This window comes from Streptomyces sp. NPDC050856 (assembly GCF_040653855.1).
Classification (GTDB): Bacteria; Actinomycetota; Actinomycetes; order Streptomycetales; family Streptomycetaceae; genus Streptomyces.
The window spans coordinates 55850-76256 of sequence record NZ_JBFAGV010000023.1 but is presented as its reverse complement, the minus strand read 5'-3'; the positions used below and the strand labels follow the sequence as shown (position 1 = coordinate 76256).

At 69.4% G+C, this 20407-nt stretch carries 20 protein-coding genes and 1 pseudogene; 6 read left to right on the top strand and 15 right to left on the bottom strand.

Annotation, left to right across the window (positions count from 1 at the left end; genetic code table 11):
• Positions 1-93: 93 nt before the first annotated feature.
• The 9 genes from AB0H53_RS20625 to AB0H53_RS20585 all read right to left on the bottom strand — a co-directional run bounded on the left by AB0H53_RS20625 (position 94) and on the right by AB0H53_RS20585 (position 9144).
• Positions 94-621 (bottom strand): hypothetical protein, encoded by a 528-nt coding sequence (locus AB0H53_RS20625; RefSeq protein WP_362115093.1) that lies wholly within the window; start codon positions 619-621, stop codon positions 94-96.
• Positions 622-753: 132 nt separating this feature from the next.
• On the bottom strand, positions 754-1743 hold the full coding sequence (locus AB0H53_RS20620) for a NucA/NucB deoxyribonuclease domain-containing protein (RefSeq protein WP_362115090.1): 990 nt from the start codon (positions 1741-1743) through the stop codon (positions 754-756).
• A 595-nt stretch (positions 1744-2338) separates the two neighbouring features.
• Positions 2339-2740: a DUF6009 family protein gene (locus AB0H53_RS20615; protein WP_362115087.1), complete on the bottom strand. Its 402-nt coding sequence runs from the start codon at positions 2738-2740 to the stop codon at positions 2339-2341.
• Positions 2737-4257 (bottom strand): phage/plasmid primase, P4 family, encoded by a 1521-nt coding sequence (locus AB0H53_RS20610; RefSeq protein WP_362115084.1) that lies wholly within the window; start codon positions 4255-4257, stop codon positions 2737-2739. Before AB0H53_RS20610 ends, AB0H53_RS20615 begins: the two co-directional genes overlap by 4 nt.
• A complete protein-coding gene (locus AB0H53_RS20605) occupies positions 4254-5363 on the bottom strand; it encodes a bifunctional DNA primase/polymerase (RefSeq protein ID WP_362115081.1) in 1110 nt (369 codons plus the stop codon). The genes AB0H53_RS20610 and AB0H53_RS20605 overlap by 4 nt, the downstream gene beginning before the upstream one ends.
• Before the next feature lie 560 nt (positions 5364-5923).
• Positions 5924-6052, bottom strand: coding sequence for a hypothetical protein (locus tag AB0H53_RS20600; RefSeq protein ID WP_362115078.1), 129 nt, complete (start codon positions 6050-6052; stop codon positions 5924-5926).
• A 393-nt stretch (positions 6053-6445) separates the two neighbouring features.
• Entirely contained in the window at positions 6446-7540 is a 1095-nt protein-coding gene (locus AB0H53_RS20595; RefSeq protein ID WP_362115075.1) for a helix-turn-helix transcriptional regulator, read from the bottom strand.
• Positions 7541-8509: 969 nt separating this feature from the next.
• Positions 8510-8878 carry a hypothetical protein gene (locus AB0H53_RS20590; protein WP_362115177.1) on the bottom strand — a complete coding sequence of 123 codons (369 nt, stop codon included), beginning with the start codon at positions 8876-8878 and terminating at the stop codon, positions 8510-8512.
• Between the two features lie 8 nt (positions 8879-8886).
• Positions 8887-9144: a hypothetical protein gene (locus tag AB0H53_RS20585; RefSeq protein WP_362115072.1), complete on the bottom strand. Its 258-nt coding sequence runs from the start codon at positions 9142-9144 to the stop codon at positions 8887-8889.
• A gap of 239 nt (positions 9145-9383) precedes the next feature.
• Between AB0H53_RS20585 and AB0H53_RS20580 the strand changes: the two genes are divergently transcribed.
• Entirely contained in the window at positions 9384-9635 is a 252-nt protein-coding gene (locus AB0H53_RS20580) for a hypothetical protein (protein ID WP_362115069.1), read from the top strand.
• A gap of 43 nt (positions 9636-9678) precedes the next feature.
• Positions 9679-10017, top strand: coding sequence for a DUF6233 domain-containing protein (locus AB0H53_RS20575; RefSeq protein ID WP_362115066.1), 339 nt, complete (start codon positions 9679-9681; stop codon positions 10015-10017).
• Here AB0H53_RS20575 and AB0H53_RS20570 read toward each other — a convergent pair.
• Both AB0H53_RS20570 and AB0H53_RS20565 read right to left on the bottom strand, forming a co-directional pair.
• Complete coding sequence (locus tag AB0H53_RS20570; RefSeq protein ID WP_362115063.1) at positions 10014-10925, bottom strand: Ku protein; 912 nt, start codon at positions 10923-10925, stop codon at positions 10014-10016. The two genes, AB0H53_RS20575 and AB0H53_RS20570, sit on opposite strands and share 4 nt — an antisense overlap.
• 128 nt (positions 10926-11053) lie before the next feature.
• The gene (locus AB0H53_RS20565) at positions 11054-11509 is read right to left on the bottom strand and encodes a lamin tail domain-containing protein (RefSeq protein WP_362115060.1); all 456 of its coding nucleotides are present in this window, start codon (positions 11507-11509) and stop codon (positions 11054-11056) included.
• A 306-nt stretch (positions 11510-11815) separates the two neighbouring features.
• Between AB0H53_RS20565 and AB0H53_RS20560 the strand changes: the two genes are divergently transcribed.
• Positions 11816-12478: an HNH endonuclease family protein gene (locus tag AB0H53_RS20560; RefSeq protein ID WP_362115058.1), complete on the top strand. Its 663-nt coding sequence runs from the start codon at positions 11816-11818 to the stop codon at positions 12476-12478.
• A gap of 111 nt (positions 12479-12589) precedes the next feature.
• On the opposite strand, the gene AB0H53_RS20555 is transcribed toward AB0H53_RS20560, so the two are convergent.
• Entirely contained in the window at positions 12590-13126 is a 537-nt protein-coding gene (locus AB0H53_RS20555; protein ID WP_362115055.1) for a hypothetical protein, read from the bottom strand.
• Positions 13123-16767 (bottom strand): hypothetical protein, encoded by a 3645-nt coding sequence (locus AB0H53_RS20550; RefSeq protein ID WP_362115052.1) that lies wholly within the window; start codon positions 16765-16767, stop codon positions 13123-13125. Before AB0H53_RS20550 ends, AB0H53_RS20555 begins: the two co-directional genes overlap by 4 nt.
• A gap of 1162 nt (positions 16768-17929) precedes the next feature.
• On the opposite strand from AB0H53_RS20550, the gene AB0H53_RS20545 reads away from it, so the two are divergent.
• Positions 17930-18373 (top strand): hypothetical protein, encoded by a 444-nt coding sequence (locus AB0H53_RS20545; protein WP_362115049.1) that lies wholly within the window; start codon positions 17930-17932, stop codon positions 18371-18373.
• 88 nt (positions 18374-18461) lie between these two features.
• A complete protein-coding gene (locus AB0H53_RS20540; RefSeq protein WP_362115046.1) occupies positions 18462-18596 on the top strand; it encodes a hypothetical protein in 135 nt (44 codons plus the stop codon).
• 236 nt (positions 18597-18832) lie between these two features.
• On the opposite strand, the gene AB0H53_RS20535 is transcribed toward AB0H53_RS20540, so the two are convergent.
• Together AB0H53_RS20535 and AB0H53_RS20530 are read right to left on the bottom strand one after the other, a co-directional pair.
• A complete protein-coding gene (locus AB0H53_RS20535; RefSeq protein ID WP_362115043.1) occupies positions 18833-19006 on the bottom strand; it encodes a DUF6420 family protein in 174 nt (57 codons plus the stop codon).
• 357 nt (positions 19007-19363) lie between these two features.
• The gene (locus AB0H53_RS20530; protein WP_362115040.1) at positions 19364-19588 is read right to left on the bottom strand and encodes a hypothetical protein; all 225 of its coding nucleotides are present in this window, start codon (positions 19586-19588) and stop codon (positions 19364-19366) included.
• A 208-nt stretch (positions 19589-19796) separates the two neighbouring features.
• Here AB0H53_RS20530 and AB0H53_RS20525 point away from each other — a divergent pair.
• Positions 19797-20407: pseudogene (locus AB0H53_RS20525) on the top strand (hypothetical protein); the annotation flags it as partial.

The window sequence follows — 20407 nt, the reverse complement described above, 5'->3', positions numbered from 1 at the left end:
CCGGGCCGGGTCGATCCGGCGACAAACGGGTCGCCAGCGGTAGCGGAGCCGGCGGCGCGCGAGGCTCAGACTCGCGAGCCGCTCATCCAGCCATTACCGGTCTGCTCGTGAGCGTGCTCCGGTCGTATCGGTGACCTTGTACCGGGTCTCCGGGGCGTAGGGCGCGGGCCAGACCTGGATGAGGTGCTGCTCAAGTGGGGCGCCGTCTGGTTGTGTGGGGTGGTCACCCGCTGCGGAGGCCGCGTCGCGTCCCCGGGCATGGAAGCGGAAGCGCCACCGCTTCTCACCAACGGCCCGAGGCAAGGGAAGCACCTCGAGGTCACCGGTGATGAGGCTGCCCAGGAGGGGCCCGTCGCCGGTGAAGTGCAGGCTGACTTCGACGATCTCGTCCCAGCTTTCCTCATCCACGTTGTCGGGAGCGCTGGTGCGCATGTCGACGGTCGTGTCGATGGGCCCCCAAGCGGTTCCGGTCATCACGTTTGCCTGGTTGGCGTCGGCGTTGACCCATACGAGGCCGTTGCTGTCCGGAGCCATGTCGTCGGGTTCTTCGGCGTCGGTGTCGGTGACGACGTACAGGTTGTGGGTGACCTCGAGCCGCAGGGTTTGCTTGCGGTCCGTCATGGCAGTTCTCCCGAGGTGGGCTGCGGGTCGGCTCTCCCGCATCATGCCGGCCGAGGGCCGGCATGATGCGGGCGGTCCCCGCACATGTGCGCGGGGACCGCCTCATCAGTGTGCGCTTCGAGCGTAAGGGCGTCAGACCTTTACCCAGAAGCCGTCACCGTGGAGGATGCGCTCTTTCTTGTGGAAGGTCTGGATGCGGCCTCCCTGCTTGCGCTGTTCGTCCACGGGGACCCATGCGGTGCCGCGGCTGTTGGCCGGCACGTTGGTGCCGCCTTCGAGGGTGGAGGCGAAGGGGTACTCGTCGCAGCTGAGGCCCGGGCGGGGCGGGCGCTGGCTGCTAGGGCACACCGCGTTGCGGTTGGCCTGGATCTTGGCCTCCTTGGCCTCGCGCCGGATCACCGCGCCGCCCGGGACCCCGAGTTTACGGCCGCGGGACTGGACGTTACGGATGTTCTGCGAGATGCCCGGCAGGCTCTGCATGGTGGTCATGGTGGAGGTGAAGCTCGGGAAGACGCATCCCGGGCTGAGGATGCGTGCGGTGTTGGCCCGGTTCCAGAAGGTGTCGTCGCACCGGAACTTCAGGCTGGTGTAGCTGATGACGCCGGGGGTGAATCCGGGCTTGGTGAACGTGAAGGTGTATTTCGCGGTGGTCGCGTCGTGCTTGTTCTTCTGCACACCGCTGGTGTAGCCGACGCTGCCGTTGATCGCCGAGGAGCCGAGCGTACGGCCGACGGGGAAGTTGGAGGTCGCCTTGCACTTGCCGGCGCACGAGACGGCGAGACTGGCCCGGATGCCGCTGGCGTTGACCAGGGTCGCCTTGCTGATGGCCGTGGCTTCCGACCACTTCAGCTTCTTGTGCTGCAGGGTCATTCGGTTGGTGATCTTGAACTTGGCGTTGCCGACCGGCCTGCCGTTGCGCAGCAGGGTCACGGTGGCGTCGCCGACCGCGCAGCTTTCGAACCGGTTGTAGACCACGTGGCTCACCCGGCACGACACGGCCCTCGCCGAGGGCGAGCTGGGCGGATCGATCTTGACGCTGATCGAAAGCTTCTCCGGCGCCGACGGCGCCGCCTGGGCTGGCACGACTACCGTGCCGGCTAACGCGAGCGCCGCGACGCCCACTCCCCCGAGTCTCTTGGCTGACGTCATTGCTGCAGTCCCCCAACTCCTGCCGCGTCCCCCGGCAAGCCCCGTGCTCCCGGAGCCACGGCAAGGCCCCTGACGCTACGACCTCGACTTCCCTCACGTCAGACGTCCGGCGGTAAGTGACCGGAATCAACAGACAACATGACCAAAATATCCGTCACGCGAACGGGGCCTTGACGGTAGGGACTGACCAGGGTTCTGGGCGACTGGCGTTCCGTCCAACGTGGCCGCAGCTCCGGTCAGGTATTCCTGCACCGCGGACAGCACAGCGGAGGCCGGGCCCGGCGGGATTTTCCGCATGCCTGAGACGGACGGCGTGGGTAGGCCCAGGGGGGCGGGGTGCCTTCTTCGCGGGCTGCGGCGTTGCCCAACGATCGGGCGCGTGCGGTCCCGCCCGCAGGAGGGGCAATCTGGGGCAGCGGTGGGACGGCGGTGCAGGACGGGCAAGCGGAAGTACGACGAACGGCTGGCACAGGAAGGGTGGGCAGCGGGCTGGGCGGGGTTTGGGCACCGGGCTGGCGAGCTGGGTTGCCAGCCCGGGGGGACGTCGTTCGTCTGCTCTGGGAGGGGTTTAGAGCGGGAGCGTTATCCCGAGTTCTTCCATCGCGGCGGAGGGCGGGCCGCCTTCGGAGCGTTCGGTCTTGCGGCCCCGGCTGCCCGCTGCCAGGGTGCGGGGGTCGACCGCTTCGGCCGGGGCGCCGGTGGCGTAGAGGCCGTCGGGGGCGGTGTCGCGGTCATGGGGCAGGAGCCAGAAGACGCGTCGTCGGAAGGTGCCGGAGGCCCGGGAGGCTTTGGCTTTCGGGGAGAGGATGGCGTAGCCAACCATGCGTCCGTCGCGGAAGTAGGCGGGTTTGCCGCCGCGGGTGGGCAGGCGGTCCAGGCTTTGGCGCACGTAGTCCAGGTGGTCGATGTCCTCGAGCCAGACCAGTTCGGTCTCGTGCTTGATCTCGTCGTCGCTGATCAGGGCGCTCATGCCATCTCCTCGTCGGCGAGCAGTCCGATACCAGGGTAGTACTTCCGCGAATTGGACAAGATCATCTCTTTTGGGGAGGACAGACCGACCAGTTCCCGGGCTCGGGCGGCGAAGGCGCGGCTGGATACCGGTGGGGCTCCTTCGCTTTGGCACCAGGCCTTGTACGCGGCGTACAGGCGGGCCTGTTCGGTGCGGTGGTCGGGGTGCAGGGTGCAGGCTTCGTCGAAGAAGCGGCCGGTGTGGTCTTCGGTTTCGGCGTAGGCGGTGGTGGCGATGCGGACCTTGTCGGGGCCGGTGAGGTCTTTGTCGCCGCTGAGGTAGCGGCGGGCGCCTTCGATGAGCCAGTTCAGGATGCCGGGGCCTTCTTCGGCGACGAGGATGTCGGCGAGGTTGTCGATTTTGCGGTCGTCGGAGACGGTCCGCTCGAAGGGGATCAGGCGCATGCGGCGCCAGAAGGCGAAGCCGCCGGTGCCGACCTCGGGGCGGTGGTTGCCCAGCAGCCAGAGCTTGTGGGTGGGCTGGAAGCTGAAGAAGTCCTGGCGCATGCGGCGGGCTTTGATCCGGTCGCCGCCGGTCAGGAGCTTGACGCGTGCTTCGTCGAACTTGTCGCCGGGCTTGACCTCGGAGCAGACGATGACGCGTCGGCCGTGGAGCTCGGCGAGGTCGGTGGGGTGGCCTTCGTAGGGGCGTGCCATGAGGAAGCCGGGTGGGGCGGCGTCGGCGTAGTCGCCCAGCAGTTTCATGAGGACATCGAGCAGGACGGACTTGCCGTTCTTGCCGGCGCCGAAGAGGAAGGGCATGACCTGGCCGCCGACGTCTCCGGTGACGGAGTAGCCGAGCAGGACCTGCAGGAAGCGGATCATCTGGGCGCCTTCGGCGTCGTCGCCGAAGGTGTCGGTCAGGAAGCGGTTCCACCGGGGAGTGGACATCGGCGAGGGGCCGGTGGTGGTGGAGCGGGAGTAGAAGTCCTTGTTCGGATCGGGGGTGCGCAGCAGGCCGGTGCGCAGGTCGACGACTCCGGCCGGGGTGCACAGGGCGTAGGGGTCGGCGTCGAGGAGGGCTGCGTTGAGGACCATGCCGGGGGCTGATTTGGCCTGGGCGAGCATGGCGTTGATGCCGGAGGTGCTCAGGGCGCGTCGGCGGTGCTTTTTGAGGGCTTCGGGGGTGTAGAGGCCGCGGGGGTCGGTGGTGGCGATGTGTTCGCCGAGGTCGCCGGCGGCCCAGAGCACGGTGTCGTCCTCGTCCATCTGCCAGCGGGTGGTGTCCCAGCGGTACCAGCCCAGTCCGGGGACGTGGCGGAAGTCGGATGCGTAGATGCGGACGAATAGTTTGGCGTTGCCGCGGTCGGTGAGGGTGTCCGGCAGGAGGCCCTGGGCGGTGGCCGGGCCCTGCATGGGGGTGGTTTCGCCGATGGCCTGGGTCGGCAGTGGGGTGATGCTCTTGGCGATGATCTGTTCGGCCATGGCCTGGGGGTCGAAGTCGAACAGGAGGTTCTCGCCCCCGGTGGGGGTGGTCACAGACGGCTCCCGGGGTTCAGGGGGCGGCGGGCGCCGGCGGTCATACCGCTGCGGATGATCTGGGCCGCGCGCCGTTCCTGCCCGGGGCGGGCCAGCAACGCCGTTTCGAGAAGGAGGCGCTCGGCGTCCGGTTCGCTGAGGTGTCCTGCGGCCGCCAGGCCTCCTGCGGTGAAGGCGGCGCGGTTGAGTTTGTCGGAGAAGCCGGCGCCTTCGGGTTGCGCGGCGCAGGCGGCGACTTCGGTGAGGACTGTCGCGAGGGTCCTGGTGGCGAGGTCGCGGCCGCCGCCGGCGGCGACGACTGCCTGTCGGGCGCGAGCGGGAACGGGCCGGGGAGCGGGGATGTGGGCGGCGGGCAGGTGGTGGGTCCGCTCGAGTTCCTTGGCGAGCCAGTCGGGCAGCGGTGCGGGGGTGCGGGCTGTGCCGACGGGTGTGTAGATGCCGGCGGAGGTCTTAGTGCCGGGGGCGATGATGTAGCCGCCGTGGGCGCGGATGTCGACCTGCCAGGCGAGGGCGCGGCCTGCGCTGGTTCCTGCTGAGCAGTGCCAGCGGCGGGCGTCCGTGGCTCGGTACCAGATGTGCAGGCCTCCGGACGGGGTTCGGACACGCAGTGTGGCGTCGTCGTCTGCGGGGTTGGGCTGGCCGCGCAGGGCGGCGAGGACTGCCAGGGTGTGGAAGCCCGTGGTCATCGCGGAGACGTCGATGCCTTCTGCGATGGGGATGCCGGGCAGGAGCTTGTCACGGGCCGGCGCGGGGGCGGTGTGGGCGTCGACATCGATGACGACCAGGCCTGCCGGGCCGCAGGCGACGCCGACACCCATCTGGGGGCGGGCTCCCCACCATTGGTGGATGCGGGTCATGTCCAGCGTGGCGGCGTGGAAACCGTGGCACCAGCGGCCAACGGAGCGGCAGGTGCACGTCTCCTGCTTGTGGCCGCGCTGCTGGCAGGCCTCGCAGTTGGCGGCCGGGGTCTTCCTGCCGGGGGCGAGCGGGTGGACCGGCCAGCCGTGGCTGGCGCACCATCGCGCGATGGCGAGCGACCCAGCGACCGGAACGGCAGGCTCGGTCGGTCCTGAGTCGCTGCAGGAAACCTGCAGGTCAGAAGACATGTGGTTCCCCCATCAGCGACCGAAGCGACTCAATGACGGAGACAGCCTAGCGAAAACGTCAGTTCGGGGGATCAACCTACCCTCGCGGCGGCGTGCCGGTGCCCGGTTCAGCGACCGAAGGCAGAGCGCAGCGACCGAGCGACTCTTCGGTGCTGCTGACAGTAGCTTGCGAAAGAGCAGGTCAGAGGCTTGCAGACGCACAAACAGCGACTCAAGCGACTGAAGCTCCCTATATATGACGCACACGCGCACATGCATTACTGCTCATATACCTGACCCTTGAGTCGCTTGGGTCGCTGATTACGGCCATATACGGCTGTGACCTGCGGTTTTTTTACAGCGACTGAGGCACCTGTGAGTCGCTGCGGTTCAGTCGCTGCTCGGACTTGGTGTCAGGTTCCAGTGACTGAAGCGACTGAAGCGACCCAAAGTCCGAGATGGCCTGAAAATGGTCACCGCACCGGCCTGCGCCGCCAGCGACCACCATGGAGCGGTGGAGAGGGACGTTGCCACGCCTCCCTCGCTGGCTCCGGTACTCGAGGCATGCCTCGCGCTGTTCGTCACAGGGATGACGGCTCACCGCTGGTGGCCCGCCTCCAGCGGTGCAGGAAGTACCGGACCTTGCTGAGGTCCTGTCCAGTGGCCTCAGCGGTGACGGCCAGCGAGCAGTCGGCGAGGTCGTGCAGCACGACCACTTGGTACTGCAGCGCGCATTCGGCCGGAATGGGCAGAGGCCAGGACCGGGCCGCGATCCACTGGGTGAAGTGCTCCCAGGCTCCGGCAGCCGGGTTGTGGCTGGCGACGATGGTGGACCAGTGGGTTACCAGATCGCCGAACGCTTCCGCTACCGCGTCAGCACCGGCCGCGGCCCCCCAGGTGGGCCTGGGCGTAAGCGAGGTACGGGGTGCGCCGCAGGATGCAGAAGGCCTCGAAGGCCAGGGGCAGGGCCAGCAGCGGGGACTGAGGCGCCGGACTCGCGGGCACCCGACGCCCCGGAGGGCTCCGAAGTGGCCGCAGGCAAGCACCGCGGCTGCTGGACCAGTTCGTCGGCATCGCGTTGTCCCCCTTGGGCAGATTGATCGTTATCCGAACGCACTGGCCGGCAGACGCGGCCCACCAGTCCCCGCTGCTGGCCGGGTGGTACTGGTGCGCGCGGTGTGAGCGGCGTCCCACAGGGGACGGATGGTCTCCGGCCGGCCGCGCAGGGCGTCGACAAGGTGCCCCACGACCTCCCATTCGGGTACGCGCAAGCCTTCCAGCACATCCCGGATGTCCTCCACGGACAACCTGCTGCGGGCGCGGGCCTGGATGAGGGTGTAAGCGGGGCGAGCTGCGGACACATGCAGTCCGCGCAGCGCGGCGTGCAGGGTGGCGGGCTCCGGAGAGCGGTGCCCGCGGGCGGCGTCCCACAGCGGGCGCAGCTCGGTCGGATCCCCCCCACAGGCCAGGGTGATGGTCCGGGTGACCTTCCACGAGGGCGTGCGCTCGCCTGACAGGACGCGCGAGATGTAGCTGGCGGATACGCCGGCTTCCTTGCCCAGCGCCCGGAGCGTCTTGTCGCTGGTGCGCTGCAGGTGCGACAGGGCCCGGGTGAGGGCGGCCGATGGGCTGTCACCGGGAGGTCCGTGGGCGGTGTCGGCGACGGCGCTGGGCTGGCCGCAGGGGTTGGTTCCGGGGCGCACGTCGCGAGGTCGAGGGCCCTTCCGTACGGGCTCGGGCGGCGCCATGGCCGGGCCGCGTACGGACTGGCGGCGCTGACGGCGCCGGCCGACACCCTCGGTGGAGAAGTCCCGGCTGAGCTTGTCGGGGCTGATGTGGAGCGCGACAGCGATGTCCGAAGCCTTCGTCTTCCGGTCGCGGGCCTGCTGAACCACGGCGGCGCAGACATCGTCGTGATCGCGCTGAGCCTCGGTGAGCTGCTGCAGCGCCTCGAGCGATTCGCCGTCTCGCACCAGGCGCACGATGGCCTGCAGCCGCTGGGCGTACTCCTCGGCGGTGCGGACCGCGTGGTCGTCGTTCTCGGCCGTCTCACACTGCGTACTGCGCGACCTCCGGTACGCCCGGCCGCAGGCCTCGCTGCAGTACTGGCGCGGGCGTCCGGAGCCGGCGGTCTGGTCGACGGTGTTGGGGCAGCCCGGGTTAGGGCACGGAAGGCTGCCCTGGCCCTTCGGAGTCATTCGATGTAGTCCATTTCGGGGTGTGCTAGCGGGAACCTGGGTCCGGAAACGGCAGCTTTCCGCTGTCAGGGGTCACCCGTTCTGTCCCTGCTGAACCTCCGGCCAACCGGTCACCGCGCACAGCCACATTCGCCTCGTGTTTGGCGGGAGTTCGGTCGCGACATGGCGAGGTCCTTCGCTCTGAGTCGGGCTTGGTGCGGTCCCCGGGCAGTTGCACGGCCCCGGCGTAATCACCCGGATTGGGCCGGACCCTCGTCGGCTATGGGCCGGCCAGTGAGCACCGCCCCCCGGCCGGCCATCAGGAGCATCTCCTGGTCCCCCTCGACGCCAAGGACGTCGTCGCACTTGGCAGGGACGGCGAGTAGCCGGCCACCCGCAGTCGGTGGCGTGGCCGGCTCATCGCATGGTGGGCATACCTGCGCACCATGCGGTCAAGAAACGATGGGGGCCGTTCCATGGAGGGACGGCCTCCGTCACCTGGTGCGCCGGGCAGTGCGTGTACGCCCGTGTGCGGCGAAGCGCTGTGTGACGCGTTGCGGTTCCCGTCTCAGCGGGACGGGAACCGCTTACCTGCGGCGCCTTGAGCGTCGCAGGCTGATGACGCCGGCGAGCGAGACACACCCGGTGCCGAGCGCAGTCCACCAGACAACGGGCTGGTTGATGGCATTGGGAGAGAAGACCACGAGGGCCGCTGCAGAGATGATCAGCAGTAATACGATTGCCGAGTACTTCGTTTGGTTGCTCACGTAGCTCTCCCTAGGGGTCTCGCGGGGCCCGGACCAGCGAGGGTCGGCAAGGCGGCAATCAACAAGCGTTGTCGTCGTAGACGCCACATGCGACGGCGCCAACAAGAATTTGGCGAGTATGCCGATGGCGACCCGCCCGCCCCTGGGAGAGTTCGCCGAAGGCACACATCAACGGTCGCCCCCGGTCCCGGCTCGTTACCCAGGTGGGGTCAGTGCCGGGCGGTCAGGGGGTGAGGTCCAAGATCCTTACCGGCTCCCCGGCCCATCGGTTTGGGGCGGTGGTGGCGATGATCGCTCCGTCGGGCCGGTCCGCGGTGGGCTGCGCCGCGTGCTGGCTGTGGGCCGCGGCCCAGGTCTGCTGCCCGGCCACGGCCAGGGCAGCGGGCAGGTCCAGGTCGATGACGGTGATGCCGGGCAGTGAGGCCAGGTGTTCGGCGGTGCCGGGCCGGGCCCGGTCGGCTTCGACTAACGCGCACGCGGGCGCGTAGAGGAACCAGCCGGCTTCGGCGTGGGCGCGGTGGATCAGGCGGGAGGCAAGGACGTTGCCCTGGCCGGCCGCGGTCATGGCGGTGTCGTCCAGGACGATGTGCATGGCGTCGCTCACCGGGCGGTCACCCGGGCCAGCCGCCGATCTAGCTCACTGTCGATGTCCTGCTCCTCTGCGGCCGTCGGCGCGTAGCCGCTCCACTGCCTCAACGTGGCCTTCGCCGTCTCGGCCCGCTCCGCCCGCTCGGCCGGCGTCAGCAGCGTCTCAGCGAGACGAGCCAGATACGCGCGCAGCGACAGACCTTCCGCAGCCGCTATCGCGGCCAGCCGGTCCTTGGCTTCCTCAGGAATACGGACATTGGCATCGGGCATCAGCGTGCTCCTTCCTACTCACACAGGGTACGGGTACGTACCCGTACCCGTACTCCTGCCGACCCAAGCTGCGACCCGCGACCACCAAAGCACGAGCGACCGCTTCCTGGGCGCGCCAGCCACTCCCCCGACGTACGCCCATGTCCGCCGCCACGGCGTTCGGCCGACCAGGGGGGTGCCGTCGCCCCGTCTGCCGGGGCTGCCGTGCGCCGGGTGGTGAGGCGGCTTACGCTCCGGCCGTGGCGGATGAGCAGGAGCAGGAGCACCGGGAGTCGCACGCCCGGCTGGTGGCACTGAAGGTGACGTCGGTGGCGGCGCAGGCGAAGGCGACCGCGGACGGCTACAGCCGGGAGGCCTGGGACGGGTGGCGGGCGGCGGCTGAGGAGTGCCAGGCCGCAGTGACATGGCACGCGCAGCGGTTCGGGCTGAACCGGCATGACGTGGAGCGGGCGATCATGGCCGAGGTGCTGCACCCGGAGCCGAAGGAGTAGGACCCCGGCGTGCTGGTGGTGCGGCACCTCCATAGACTCGAACATGTCCGATTCTTTGCCTGATCTGCCGCCCGACCTGCCGCGTCTCGAGACGCTCGCTACCTGGCTGCGCTACACACTGGGCCGGGTCGAGGCGCGGATCGCTGAGGTGCGGCAGGCCGAGGCGGCCCGGGCCCGTAGAGTTCCGCCGCCCGGACCGGACTACCGGATCCAGCGCGGCCTGAGCGCCGAGCGGGCCCCGGTGCGCGTGCACCTCGGGGACTGCGGGATGGCACAGAAGGCCCCCGGCTGCACCCAGGACATCGCACGCCAAGCCCTGGCGCAGGGTGTGGAGGCGTGCGCGGTGTGCCGGCCCGACACCCAGCTCGGGGTGTTGGACTAGCCGGCCTTCCGTGGCTTGCGGGCAGAGGCTTTCTTCGCGGTGGTCTTCTTGGCTGTCTTCTTCGCGGCTCGCGCCCGCTCGGGCAGGTCGTGCACCGTGACGTGCTCGGTGTCCTCGCCGGTTTCGCCGCGGCTCTTCTTGGCCTGCTCGACCGACGCGCTCAGCGCGGCCATCAGGTCGACTACTTGGCCGCCCGGCTCGGCGGCAGGCTCCGGCTGCTCGGGCCGGTGCCCCTGCGCCTTCGCCTCGATCAGGTCCTGGAGAGCCTTGCGGTACTCGTCGTGGTACTGCTCCAGATCCTCAGTCGTCATCGCTTCGATGAGGGCCACCGCCCCGTCGATCTCACTCTGATCGACCTCCACCTGCCTGGGGGCGAGCTCGGCGGGATCGCGGATCTCGTCCGGCCACTTCATCGAGTGCAGCACGATGGCGCCCTCCTTCACCCGCAGCAGACCCAGGCGCTCCCGGCCATGCCAGGCGAACTTCGCCACGGCTACTTTGCTGGAGCGTTCCAGTGCCTTCTGCAGGAGCTTGTAGGGCTTGGCCGCGACCTGGCCGTCGGCGGCCAGGTAGTAGCTGGTGTCGGCCAGACGTACCGGGTCGACCGACTCGGCCGGCACGAAGGCGACGATCTCGATCGCCTTCGCGGTCGGCAGCGGCATGCCGTCGAGGTCCTGGTCGGTGATCTCGATGATGGTGTCCTTGGAGACCTCGTAGCCCTTGCCGATCTCCGACTGGTCCAGGACCTTGTCGTCCAGGGTGCAGACCTTCTGGTAGCGGATCCGGCCCTGGTCCTCCAGGTGGATCTGGTGGAAGGACACCGCGTGGCTCTCCACAGCCGGGACCACCTTGATAGGGATGGTGACCAGGCCGAAACTGATCGCGCCGGACCACACGGGACGGGGCATCACACACCTCCACCAGACCCCCTCCTGGACGGACGACCAGCCTATGACTGGGCCGCCCGGCCAGCACCCCGAAGCAGACACACCGGCGCCCGCCCCGGTGGGGCGGGCGCCGGTGTGCGTGCGGCTGGTCAGCACATCGTGTAGTCGACCCGGGTGGAGTTGTACGAGCAGGTGTCGACCCGGGTGCCGTTGGCCCGCTTGAGGGTGGCGGTGTCCTTGTCGTTGTTCCACACGTACCAGGAGCGGCCCTGGTGGAGGTACCCGGCGGTGTTGGTGCCCTTGCCGGTGCGGATGGTGACCGTCTTGCCCTTGCCGAGGGTGAAGGCGCCGAAGACGTACGTGTGGTGGGAGGCGTCGGTGAGGGTCCAGCCCCGCAGGCTGACCGCTGCGCCGGTGGTGTTGCGGACGACGACGTACTCGGCGTTCAGGCTCGAGTTGGCACCACGGTCGGTGCCGGGGCTGTCGTAGTAGATCTTGTACAGGTGGACCGAGCCGGCCGCCTGCGCGGGAGCGGCGGGCAGCAGGGCGAAGCCAGCGGCTGCCGCGACGGCGGTGGCGATGGCAACAGAGCGGGTACGGAGCATGCGCGTCCTTCACAGGTACGGGCCGGGCACCCCCCAATACGGGCCCGGCGGAAACCCCAGACTAGGGAGCCGGCAGGCCCGGCCGGCCCCGGGTTACAAGATCGGGACATCTGCACACCTGTGCGCACGCGCGACGCAGGATACGGCTGCACCCAACCTCGCCAGGCGGGCAGTCCGGGCTATGCGGATGCCGCGTTGTCAGGTTGACGCACGGGATCGTTTCTCCGGTGAACTACGCCACCTTCCCGGGTGACCCGACCTGTATCTCGACCCTGCGGCGGCCAACGTGCCGCTACTGCTCGGTGCATGACCCACACCCTGACGCGCGCGACCATGGCCGCCGCGCTCGCCGTCCTGTCCCTGACCATGGCCCCGTCGGCGCACGCCGCCGCCCAGACCCTCCCCCTCGGTGCTGCCGTGGCCCAGCTCCCCGTCGCCGACGAAGCCCGCGCAGGCTACGAGCGGACCAAGTTCAAGCACTGGAACAGTGGCGCGAACCCCAGCGACGGCTGCAACACGCGCAACGAGGTTCTCCTCGACGAGGCCCTCCAGCCCCCGACCGTCGGCGCCGGCTGCAAGCTCACCGGCGGCACCTGGTGGTCGTACTACGACGCCAAGGAAGTCACGGGCCCCTCCGGCCTCGACATCGACCACATGGTCCCCCTCGCCGAAGCCTGGGATAGCGGTGCCTCGACCTGGACCGCCCAGCGCCGCGAGGCCTACGCCAACGACCTCGGCGCCGAAGCCTCCCTCGTCGCGGTCACCGCCCAGCAAAACCGCCAGAAGGCCGACCAGGACCCGCGCGAGTGGATGCCGCTCAGCAGCGACATCCACTGCCAGTACGCCGCGGAATGGACCGCCACCAAGTCCCGGTGGAACCTCGCGGTCGATCCCGCGGAGAAGGACGCACTCCTCCGTCTCGCCGCCGCCTGCCCCGGCACGACCGTCACCTACCAACCTGCAGCGTGAAAATCTGACGTCGGCTTGGAACCCTCACTGGTGCACGGTGAGGAGCCGGTTCCCCCGGGCCCCCAGCGGAGGGTGTGCCTCCGCTGGGGGCCGTGCCGGGCACCTCGGTGGCTACGGGGTCCAGAGGTGCTCCCTCAGGGGCCCGAGCGGACCCGGTTTCTCCCGTTCGTCCGCGAGCCATGTCTCGTAGGCTCCGGCGCCCTGAAGGCGGATGCCCCAGTGGTAGCCGGGGTCGACGAAAAGGCGCTGTTTGTACTCGAACTGGAACTCCGCGCAGCGGACCGTGCCGGCGGTCAGGTCGGATTCGGCGTTGAGGATGTAGCGGACGGCAAGGACGGCCTGGTCGGTGAGGTCACCGAGGTACTGCGGGCCACAGCTGCCCACGGTGAACTCCTCGTCGTCTCCGTCCAACTCGTACGGGAACTCGTAGTCCGCCACTTTCCGGATGCCCAGCTGGCCGTGGTTGCCGAGGGATTCCAGCCGGACGTGACCGCCTGAGTCCAGGGCCAGGTACACCTGGCGGCCCAGGGGGGTGAACCGGGGCACTTGCTCGTCCCGGTCGGTGTAACCAGCGATCCGGACGTCGTAGATTTTCTCGCCGCGCAGGGCGCCGAAGATCTCCTCATACCGGAGCGGTCCGTTCTTCATTCCGCCCTCGCGATCCACTGCAGGCTCTTGACGAAGCCGGTGTCGCCCTTGAGGAGCGACCAGAAGGTTCCGTTCATGTCGAGTACCAGGGTAAGGTCCTCGCCCTGGAAGATTAGGGCGGGCGGCTGGTCCTTCTTGATGGTGGCGACGCCCTGGAACTTAAGGCGTCCGCTCTTGATCATCTCGAGCCAGTCGTCGAGCATCTCCGCCCCTTCGTCCTCCTTCCACTTGGGGTACTTCTTGCTCAAGTGCGCCTCCATGATCGACTTCTTGCTCTGCCAGTGCGCCTTCCAGTTCTTGTTGGTGCCGATCTTGGTGAGGCACGGCGGCTTGACCGGGTCGTCAGCGGCCAAGGCAACGCGCGCCCCGGCGGCACCCGGCGCTGTCTGCATTGCCGACTTGGCAACCGATTTCGGCTTGGCGACGGACGGGCAGAAGGGCGCGGAGGGCCCCTTCTTGCGGACCTTCTCGACCAGAGCGTTGAGGCGCTTGAGAGAACGGGCACCAACCTCCGCCGCGTCGAAGAACTTCGATATCCGGGTGACGACGGTGTAGATCGCCTCGATGACGTCCCCGATCTTCTTCACCGGGATCAGCGCGCTGGCCACGTCAAACAGCGCCCACAGGCAGCTTTCAATCTCACGCGTCGCGAAGCACGCCTTGATGTTGTCGGCTCCCAGCATGGCGATGAGGATGTCGGCGCCGTTGGCCTTCACCCAGTCCAGCACGCTCAGAGCCACGGCTGCCTGGGCGAAGCGGTATTCGTCAACGCAAGTCTGGCCGCACTCGGCCATGAGGATCTGTTCCTCGTTGGCGCCTAGGGGGGCCCCTGGCTGAACATCAGCGACTCCGACGTTGCCGGTCGCCATCGCCTTCTTGCGGGCCTCTTCCTGCTCGCGACGCTCTTCCTCTTCCGCTCGGTCAGCGGCGGCGTCGGCGTCCTTGGCGGCTTCGTGGGCGCCTGCGGCGGCCGAATCGGCCTGGAGGGCCCAGCCCTCAGCGCTCGTCGCGGACTTGTTCGCCGCGTTCGCGTCGCGGGTGGCGGCGTCGGCGGAGGTGTGCGCGTTCGCTGCGCTCTTTTCAGCCTCCGTGGCCTCGATGTCGGCTGCGGTGGCCTCGGTAGCGGCGTCCTTGGCCGCGCTGTCGGCGTGGAAGGCGTCCCTCCCGGCCTGGGTGCTGTACTCCTTCGTCTTCACGTCCGCCTTTTTGGCGGCGTCGGCGGCCCGGGCGGCATCGGCGGCCGAGGCACGGGCCGCGGCCATGGACTTGAGCGCGGCGGCGGCGTCCGCCGCGGCCGCTGCTGCGGCCTGGGCGGCGATCTTGGCATCGCCGGCGGCCTTGTCAGCCAGTACCTTGGCGGCTGCTGCGGCCTTGGCCGCCTCGTTGGCCTTGGCAGTGGCCGCCGATGCCTGCTGTTCGGCGAGGGTCTTCGCCGCTTGGCCGACCAGGACGGCGAAGACCGCCGCAGAATCGGACTCGCGGTACGGAGTACCGATCGCGATGGCGGTGTTGGCCGGAGCGATTGCCTCGGCAGCCGAGTCACGGGCGGCCGACGCTGCCTCACCGGCGGCATAGGCATGCCCGGCGGTCACGGCCGCCCACGCTGAGGCCTTGATGGACTCGGTGCGCGCGGCACTCGCCTCCTCACTCGCCTTCAGGGCGGCGCCTTGGGCCTTCTTCGCCTCTTCTTCAGCCTTAGTGGCGTTCACCGACGCCGCCGCAGCGGCATCGATGGCGTCGGCGGCGGCCGCGTGCGAGGTGGCGGCGGCAGCAGCACTGCTCTGGTATGCAGCCCAGGCTCTGTCTGCTGCCAGGCGGGAGCGCTCCATCGCCGCATTGGCGCGCGTAGCGGCGGCTCGTGCGTTCACCGCCGCGCTGCTCGCCTCACCAGCTGCCGTATGGGCACGGGCAGCCGCAGCAGCTGCCTCGTTAGCGGCGGTACGGGCGGCGGTGGCCGCGTCACGGGTCGCCTTGGCGGCTTCGGTGCCGGCGTTGGCCGCGGCGGCCGCTTCTAGGGATGCGGCGCGGGCGGCGGTGGCCTTCTTCTGGCGTTCGGCTTCCGCGGCGGCGCCGCGAGCCTGGACGGCCTGCCGTTCTGAGTCTTCCGCTTTTTCCAATTCGACCCAGGCCGTCTGGGCGGACCCAGCGGCGGCCGTCCGCGCGTGTCCCGCCGTCTCCCGCTCGTTGGCCGCACGCTGTTCGGCTGCCTGTGCCTTCACGCGCTCATTTGCGGCGTTCAACCGTTCCTTCGCGGCCAGTGCCTTTTCCTGCTCAGCCTTCGCGCGCTGGGTCTTGGCAGTCTCTGCCGCGAGGCGGGCCGTCTCCTGCGCCGCCTCTGCAGTGGCTTGCGCATTCTTCGCCTTGGTGGCGTTCGCGGCGGCTTCCTTGGCCTGGCCAGCGGCGGCGGTGGCCGCCGCCTTGGCCTGGACTGCGGCTTCCTGTGCGGCAACACGACGGAACTCGGCATTGATGGCATGCGACTGCGTCTGCGCCAGGCCGTAGAGCGCCTTGCTGTCGGCCACAGTGGCCTTCGCGGCGTTCGATGCGGTCAGCGTGGCCTTCGCGGCGGCCTCGGCGGCCGCTGCGGAGGCCTTGGCAACCTGCATGGACTGTTGGGCGAACTGCAGTCCACGGCCCCGCGGGGTTTTCATAGCGTCGGCGATGGCCCAGGCGCTGGTCTGCGCCGTGTTCGCCTTGTCGGCGGCATTCTTCGCGGCCGTCGAGGCGATCGCGGCGAGCTTTGCCTGGTCGGCGGCGCGGGTGCGTGCGGTCGTTAGATCCTTGGTCGCCTGGGCGAAGACCGCAGGTTTGGGCCGGTGGTCCGAAGGCTGACCTGCCCAGTACTTCTGCCACCTGAGAATTTGGTCGGCGAGCCACGCCTGACCGAGAGACTCGATCATGGCGTCCGTGGCTTTGCGGACCTCATTGGCCGCGGCGACCTCGGCGTTGATGATGTCGGCCCGCGGCTTGGCCTGTGCGGCGTACTCCGCTTCCCACTCCATGTGCGCGGTCACGACCATCGGCGACATCACACGGTAGAAGTCTTCGGGGTTCCGGCTGTCGCATGAACCCCAGGCGACCTTGAGTGCCTCGACCTCGATCCGGAACTCGGCAGAGTCCTCGGCGGGTGTTTTCGCCAGGAAGCCACCGTGTCGCAGGAGGCGTGCGATGTCGCTCGCCGTCACGCTTCGGTAGTAAGGGCTCTCCGCATCCGTCAGCATGCGTTCAATGAGCCAGTCGTTGTTCTCGTCCTTGCCCTTGATCTCGGCCGCGACCGCCTTTGCCCGGTCGAGGGAGGCCTTGGACGCCATGGCATGGCCGTCAGTGCCGATCTTGGCCCACAGGTCGCGCTGGGAGCTGAGGGTGAAGGCGGCGATGTCACTTCCGAACTGCGGGGCGTCCTTCTCGACACTTCCCCAGCCTGTTTGCCAGTACGTCTGATTGGCGGCCTCCCAGCGGAGACGACGCTCAGTGCTGACGCCCGGGAAGCTCTCGGGGTAGTCACGGTCCTTGACCATCGCCTGGCTCAGCGGCCACATCGTGCCGACGGGGTCGGTGGCGGCGGCCAGGTCCTCCGGCGGGCCGGTGAGCACCTTAGCCGCGACCTTCTTGAGCTCTGGTCCCCCCACATGCAGGGCCACACCGGCTGAGCAGCGGTCGAGACGACCCTGTTCGCCGATACTAATAGGACGGTAGGAGGGCTCGGTGTCCGGCGGGACCTCCACGGCCGACGCCGGGACGGCTTGGACAAGGCCAACGAGGACGGCGGAGGCCGTGGCCAGGGCCGTGCCCGCCAGGCTGCGCCGCAAGTCGGCGCGAGTGACGCGCCGTCTGCCTCGTAAGAGGTTGAATCTTTGCACTTGTTTACCTGTCTGTAGAGCTGATCTAGGTCAGCCCGGAAGAAGAGCGTGCACAGGCGCACTGCTGCACGGCGACAGGTGTGTTTCCCCCTGAAGTGCTGGTCAGGCACATGATCCCCGTTGCCCTCTCCCCCAGGGCGACTTCAGGTTTTCACGATCAAAATGCCGCCGACAGTGGATATTAAGCCTCGGTCGACTGGTTTCAGCCCTCGTCGCGAAGTGGAACCGGACGGTCGTCGGGACCGGGGGACGCGCAATCTGAACTGGTGTGATCCTCTTCGGGCCCGTCACCGTGCCAGCGGGACTAGTTATCGCACTGGCGAAGAAACAATCGCGCACTTTGCACGAGCGGATGGTTGGGCGGCCAGCATTGACATGCGACTCCACTGAACCTGGTTGGACGCGGGTTCGAAACCCTGGCGAGATGGTCAGCGGCATCGACACGGCCGGGCATCCGTCGACAACGCCCTGTCGGAGCTGGCCGACGAGGTGTTGATCGTGCGGGCCGGTCACGGGATCTGGTCACTCCCCGAGTAACCGGCCCCCAGCAGCCCCGGCCGCCGCCATCCTGGCCGGATGGAGGAGTTCGAGTTCGAGTGCTGGAACTGCTGGGAGACCAACGTGATCATGGGGCGACCCAAGGGGGTTCTGGACGACCCCCCACTATGAGCTGCCCAGGCAGTGCACGTGCTGGAACTGCGGTGCCGAGAACACCACCCCGGATGGCTGACGCCCGACCACACACCGCACAGCAGGGCCCGGAGCACCCACCACTCCGGGCCCTGCCTCATGCCTCACAAGGAACTCCCTGTCATGCACGAGCCCACCGCGTACCCTGGCCGTCCAGGCGCCGGCCGTCCACCAGCCGCAGCCGCTCCATCCCCTCGCCCCGTACGCGCAGCAGGCGTACCCGGTCGTCGCGGCCGCCGACCCGCGCCGCGCCTTGGTCCAGGTCGAGGGCGGCCAGTGGGTCATCGCGCACGTCCCGGCCGCGCTGCCGGTCATCGTCCCGGCCGCTCCCAAGGCCGCCCCGCGCCGCCCGCTGTCCGCCCTGGAGCGCGGCGCGATCGTTGTCGTCTCCTCCGTCTGCTCCCTGACCCTCTCCGTGGGAGGACCCCTCACCATGGCCGGTCCCTACCTCGCCGACGTCGCCACGCTGATGTTCAGCACCGCCGCCGTCCTGGGCGCCGGCGCCCAGGCGTGGGTCGGGTGCCGGATCATCGGCGGCCTGTCTCCCGCCACGCACCACGAGGCGTCACCGGCAGCCGCGACCGCGCCGGTGGAGGTGACCATCACCGGGCACGGCGGCCAGGGCGGCCGCTTCGGTTCCCGGGGCGGCACCGGGGTCCGCATCGACTCCCTGACCATCAACGGCGGTGGCCGGTGACCACCACGCCCGCCACCCCGGCCGACCGCCTGGCCGCCGCGCACACGGGCGTCTGGCGGAGATCGGCCGCACCGACACGAAAGCCGGGATGCTCCTGACGACGTTCTCCCCGCCCCTGGCCGCGCTCGTGGCCACCGTCCCCGGTCGGGAGCTGCCGACCCCGGCGGCCGTCCTGGTCGGCCTCGGCACCGTGCCCTGGTCGCGGCCATGCTCCTGGTCCTGATCGTCGTCCGGCCCCGGATCGACGGCGCCCCGCGCGGCTCGTACCTCCACTGGGCGCAGTGCACCCCTGACGCAGTCCTGGCCGACCTGGCGTAGCCGACCGGCCAGGCCGAGCACCTGATCCGCCTCTCGCAGATCGCCCGCCGCAAGTACGTCGGTCTGCGGGCGGCGGTCGGCGTCACGCGCGGCGCGCTGGTGCTCCTGGCGGCCGCGCTCCTCACCGCTCTGCGGTGACCCTCATCCCGGGCCCCGGGCTGCCCCCGTGTCAGGGCGGTCCGGGTGGCCCTTCTTGCGTTGCCCGCGGGGCCGGCGGCCGGGCAGCAGGGGCAGGTCCGTCTCCGTGGCGTGCAGGACAGGCAGGTTGTCGTACTCCGTGTATGGGCCGGCGGCGCCGCGGTGCTGGATCGTCATCAGGTACTCATCTCCTTCACTCGGTCGACGGCGAGCTCAAGCTCCTGGTCCTCGTCGTCCTGGTGGTCGTCGGCGGGGCCAGACGCCGAACGGGCCGGGCATGCCGGAACCGGTGGCGCCGAGCTGGGCGGCGCCACCCTTGAGCCGGTGGTGGGCACGGATCAGGCACGGATCTCCCGCGGTCGGCGGACGTTACTTCCCTATGGTGGCTTCTGCCGCAGGCGTGCACGGCACATTCCAACCTCCACACGCGGCGGAGAGCAAAGGCCCCCGCTGACCGGCAGGTGACGGCCGCCGCCCGGACGAGGCCCCACCGCGATGAGGCGATCGGGTCCTTCCTCTGCGGCTGAGCCGGGGTCAGCCGATCATCTGGTGCAGCACTGGGATGGACCCACCGAAGCCGGCCAGGCCGGCCAACACGGCGCCGGCGGCCGGTCCGCCGGCGAGGAAGGTCAGCCCGCCAGTGACCAGGCCGATGAAGGCGGCGGCGAGCAAGACGAGCGCGGTGTGTGGGGTCAGGAGCGGATCGGCGTTGGCGGGAGAAGAGGTGTGGTCGGGGGCGTCCTTCACATTGTCGGTCATGGCATCAGCTCAGCCCGCCCGGAGCCGTGGGCCATCATCAGACGGACGATTCCGTGGGAAAACGGCTAGCTCCGCAGCCGACCGGAAGGCCGTGCACACCGCCGCCTTACGGTGCCGTCCGGAGACTTCCGGGAAAGTCCGTCGCGGCCCGCGGGCCCGGCCCTACTGTTGGCCCTCAGCAGGAAGGCGCGGGAGGTGTGGAGCCCAAGTGGCCAACGCGAACACGAACAGCGAGCAAGGGGACTTCGCCCGAGAGTTGGAGGCGTTCGCGGCCGACCTCCGCTCTCTGCGGATCGACCAGGGGCATCCCTCCTACGCGGCGATCAGCAAGCGCGCCGTCGGCCGGCCGTTGTCCGTCTCCGCTCTGAGCGACGTGATGACCGGGGCCTACCTGCCGGGCCTGGACTTCCTCATGGCGCTGGTGCGGACCCTGCTCGGCTCCGAGTCCGAGCAGGGGCGGCCCGTCGCTCGGGACGACCCGCGGCTCGCTGAGTGGAGGGCCCGCTGGGGCAGGCTCAAGACGCTCCAGGACCGGAGCAGGCGCGCCGCGGGGCCCCGGCCCGCGGCAGCCGGCGCCCGTGCTCTCCGCGACGACCAGTCCGCGCCCGGCCGAGCGACCCCGTCAGCACAGGAGGCCGCTCTCTCCCCTGAGGGTGTGTCCACGCCTGCGGACGTCACGGGCCCCGCCGAGGAGACCGCGCGCCTGCAGCGGATCCTCACCTCGCAGGGCCTCGCCGCCCGCACCGTCTTGGGAGCGCTGGAACATGGCAGGCGGATCGACCTGGAACCCCTAACGGGCCACACCGGAGGCAGCTTCGG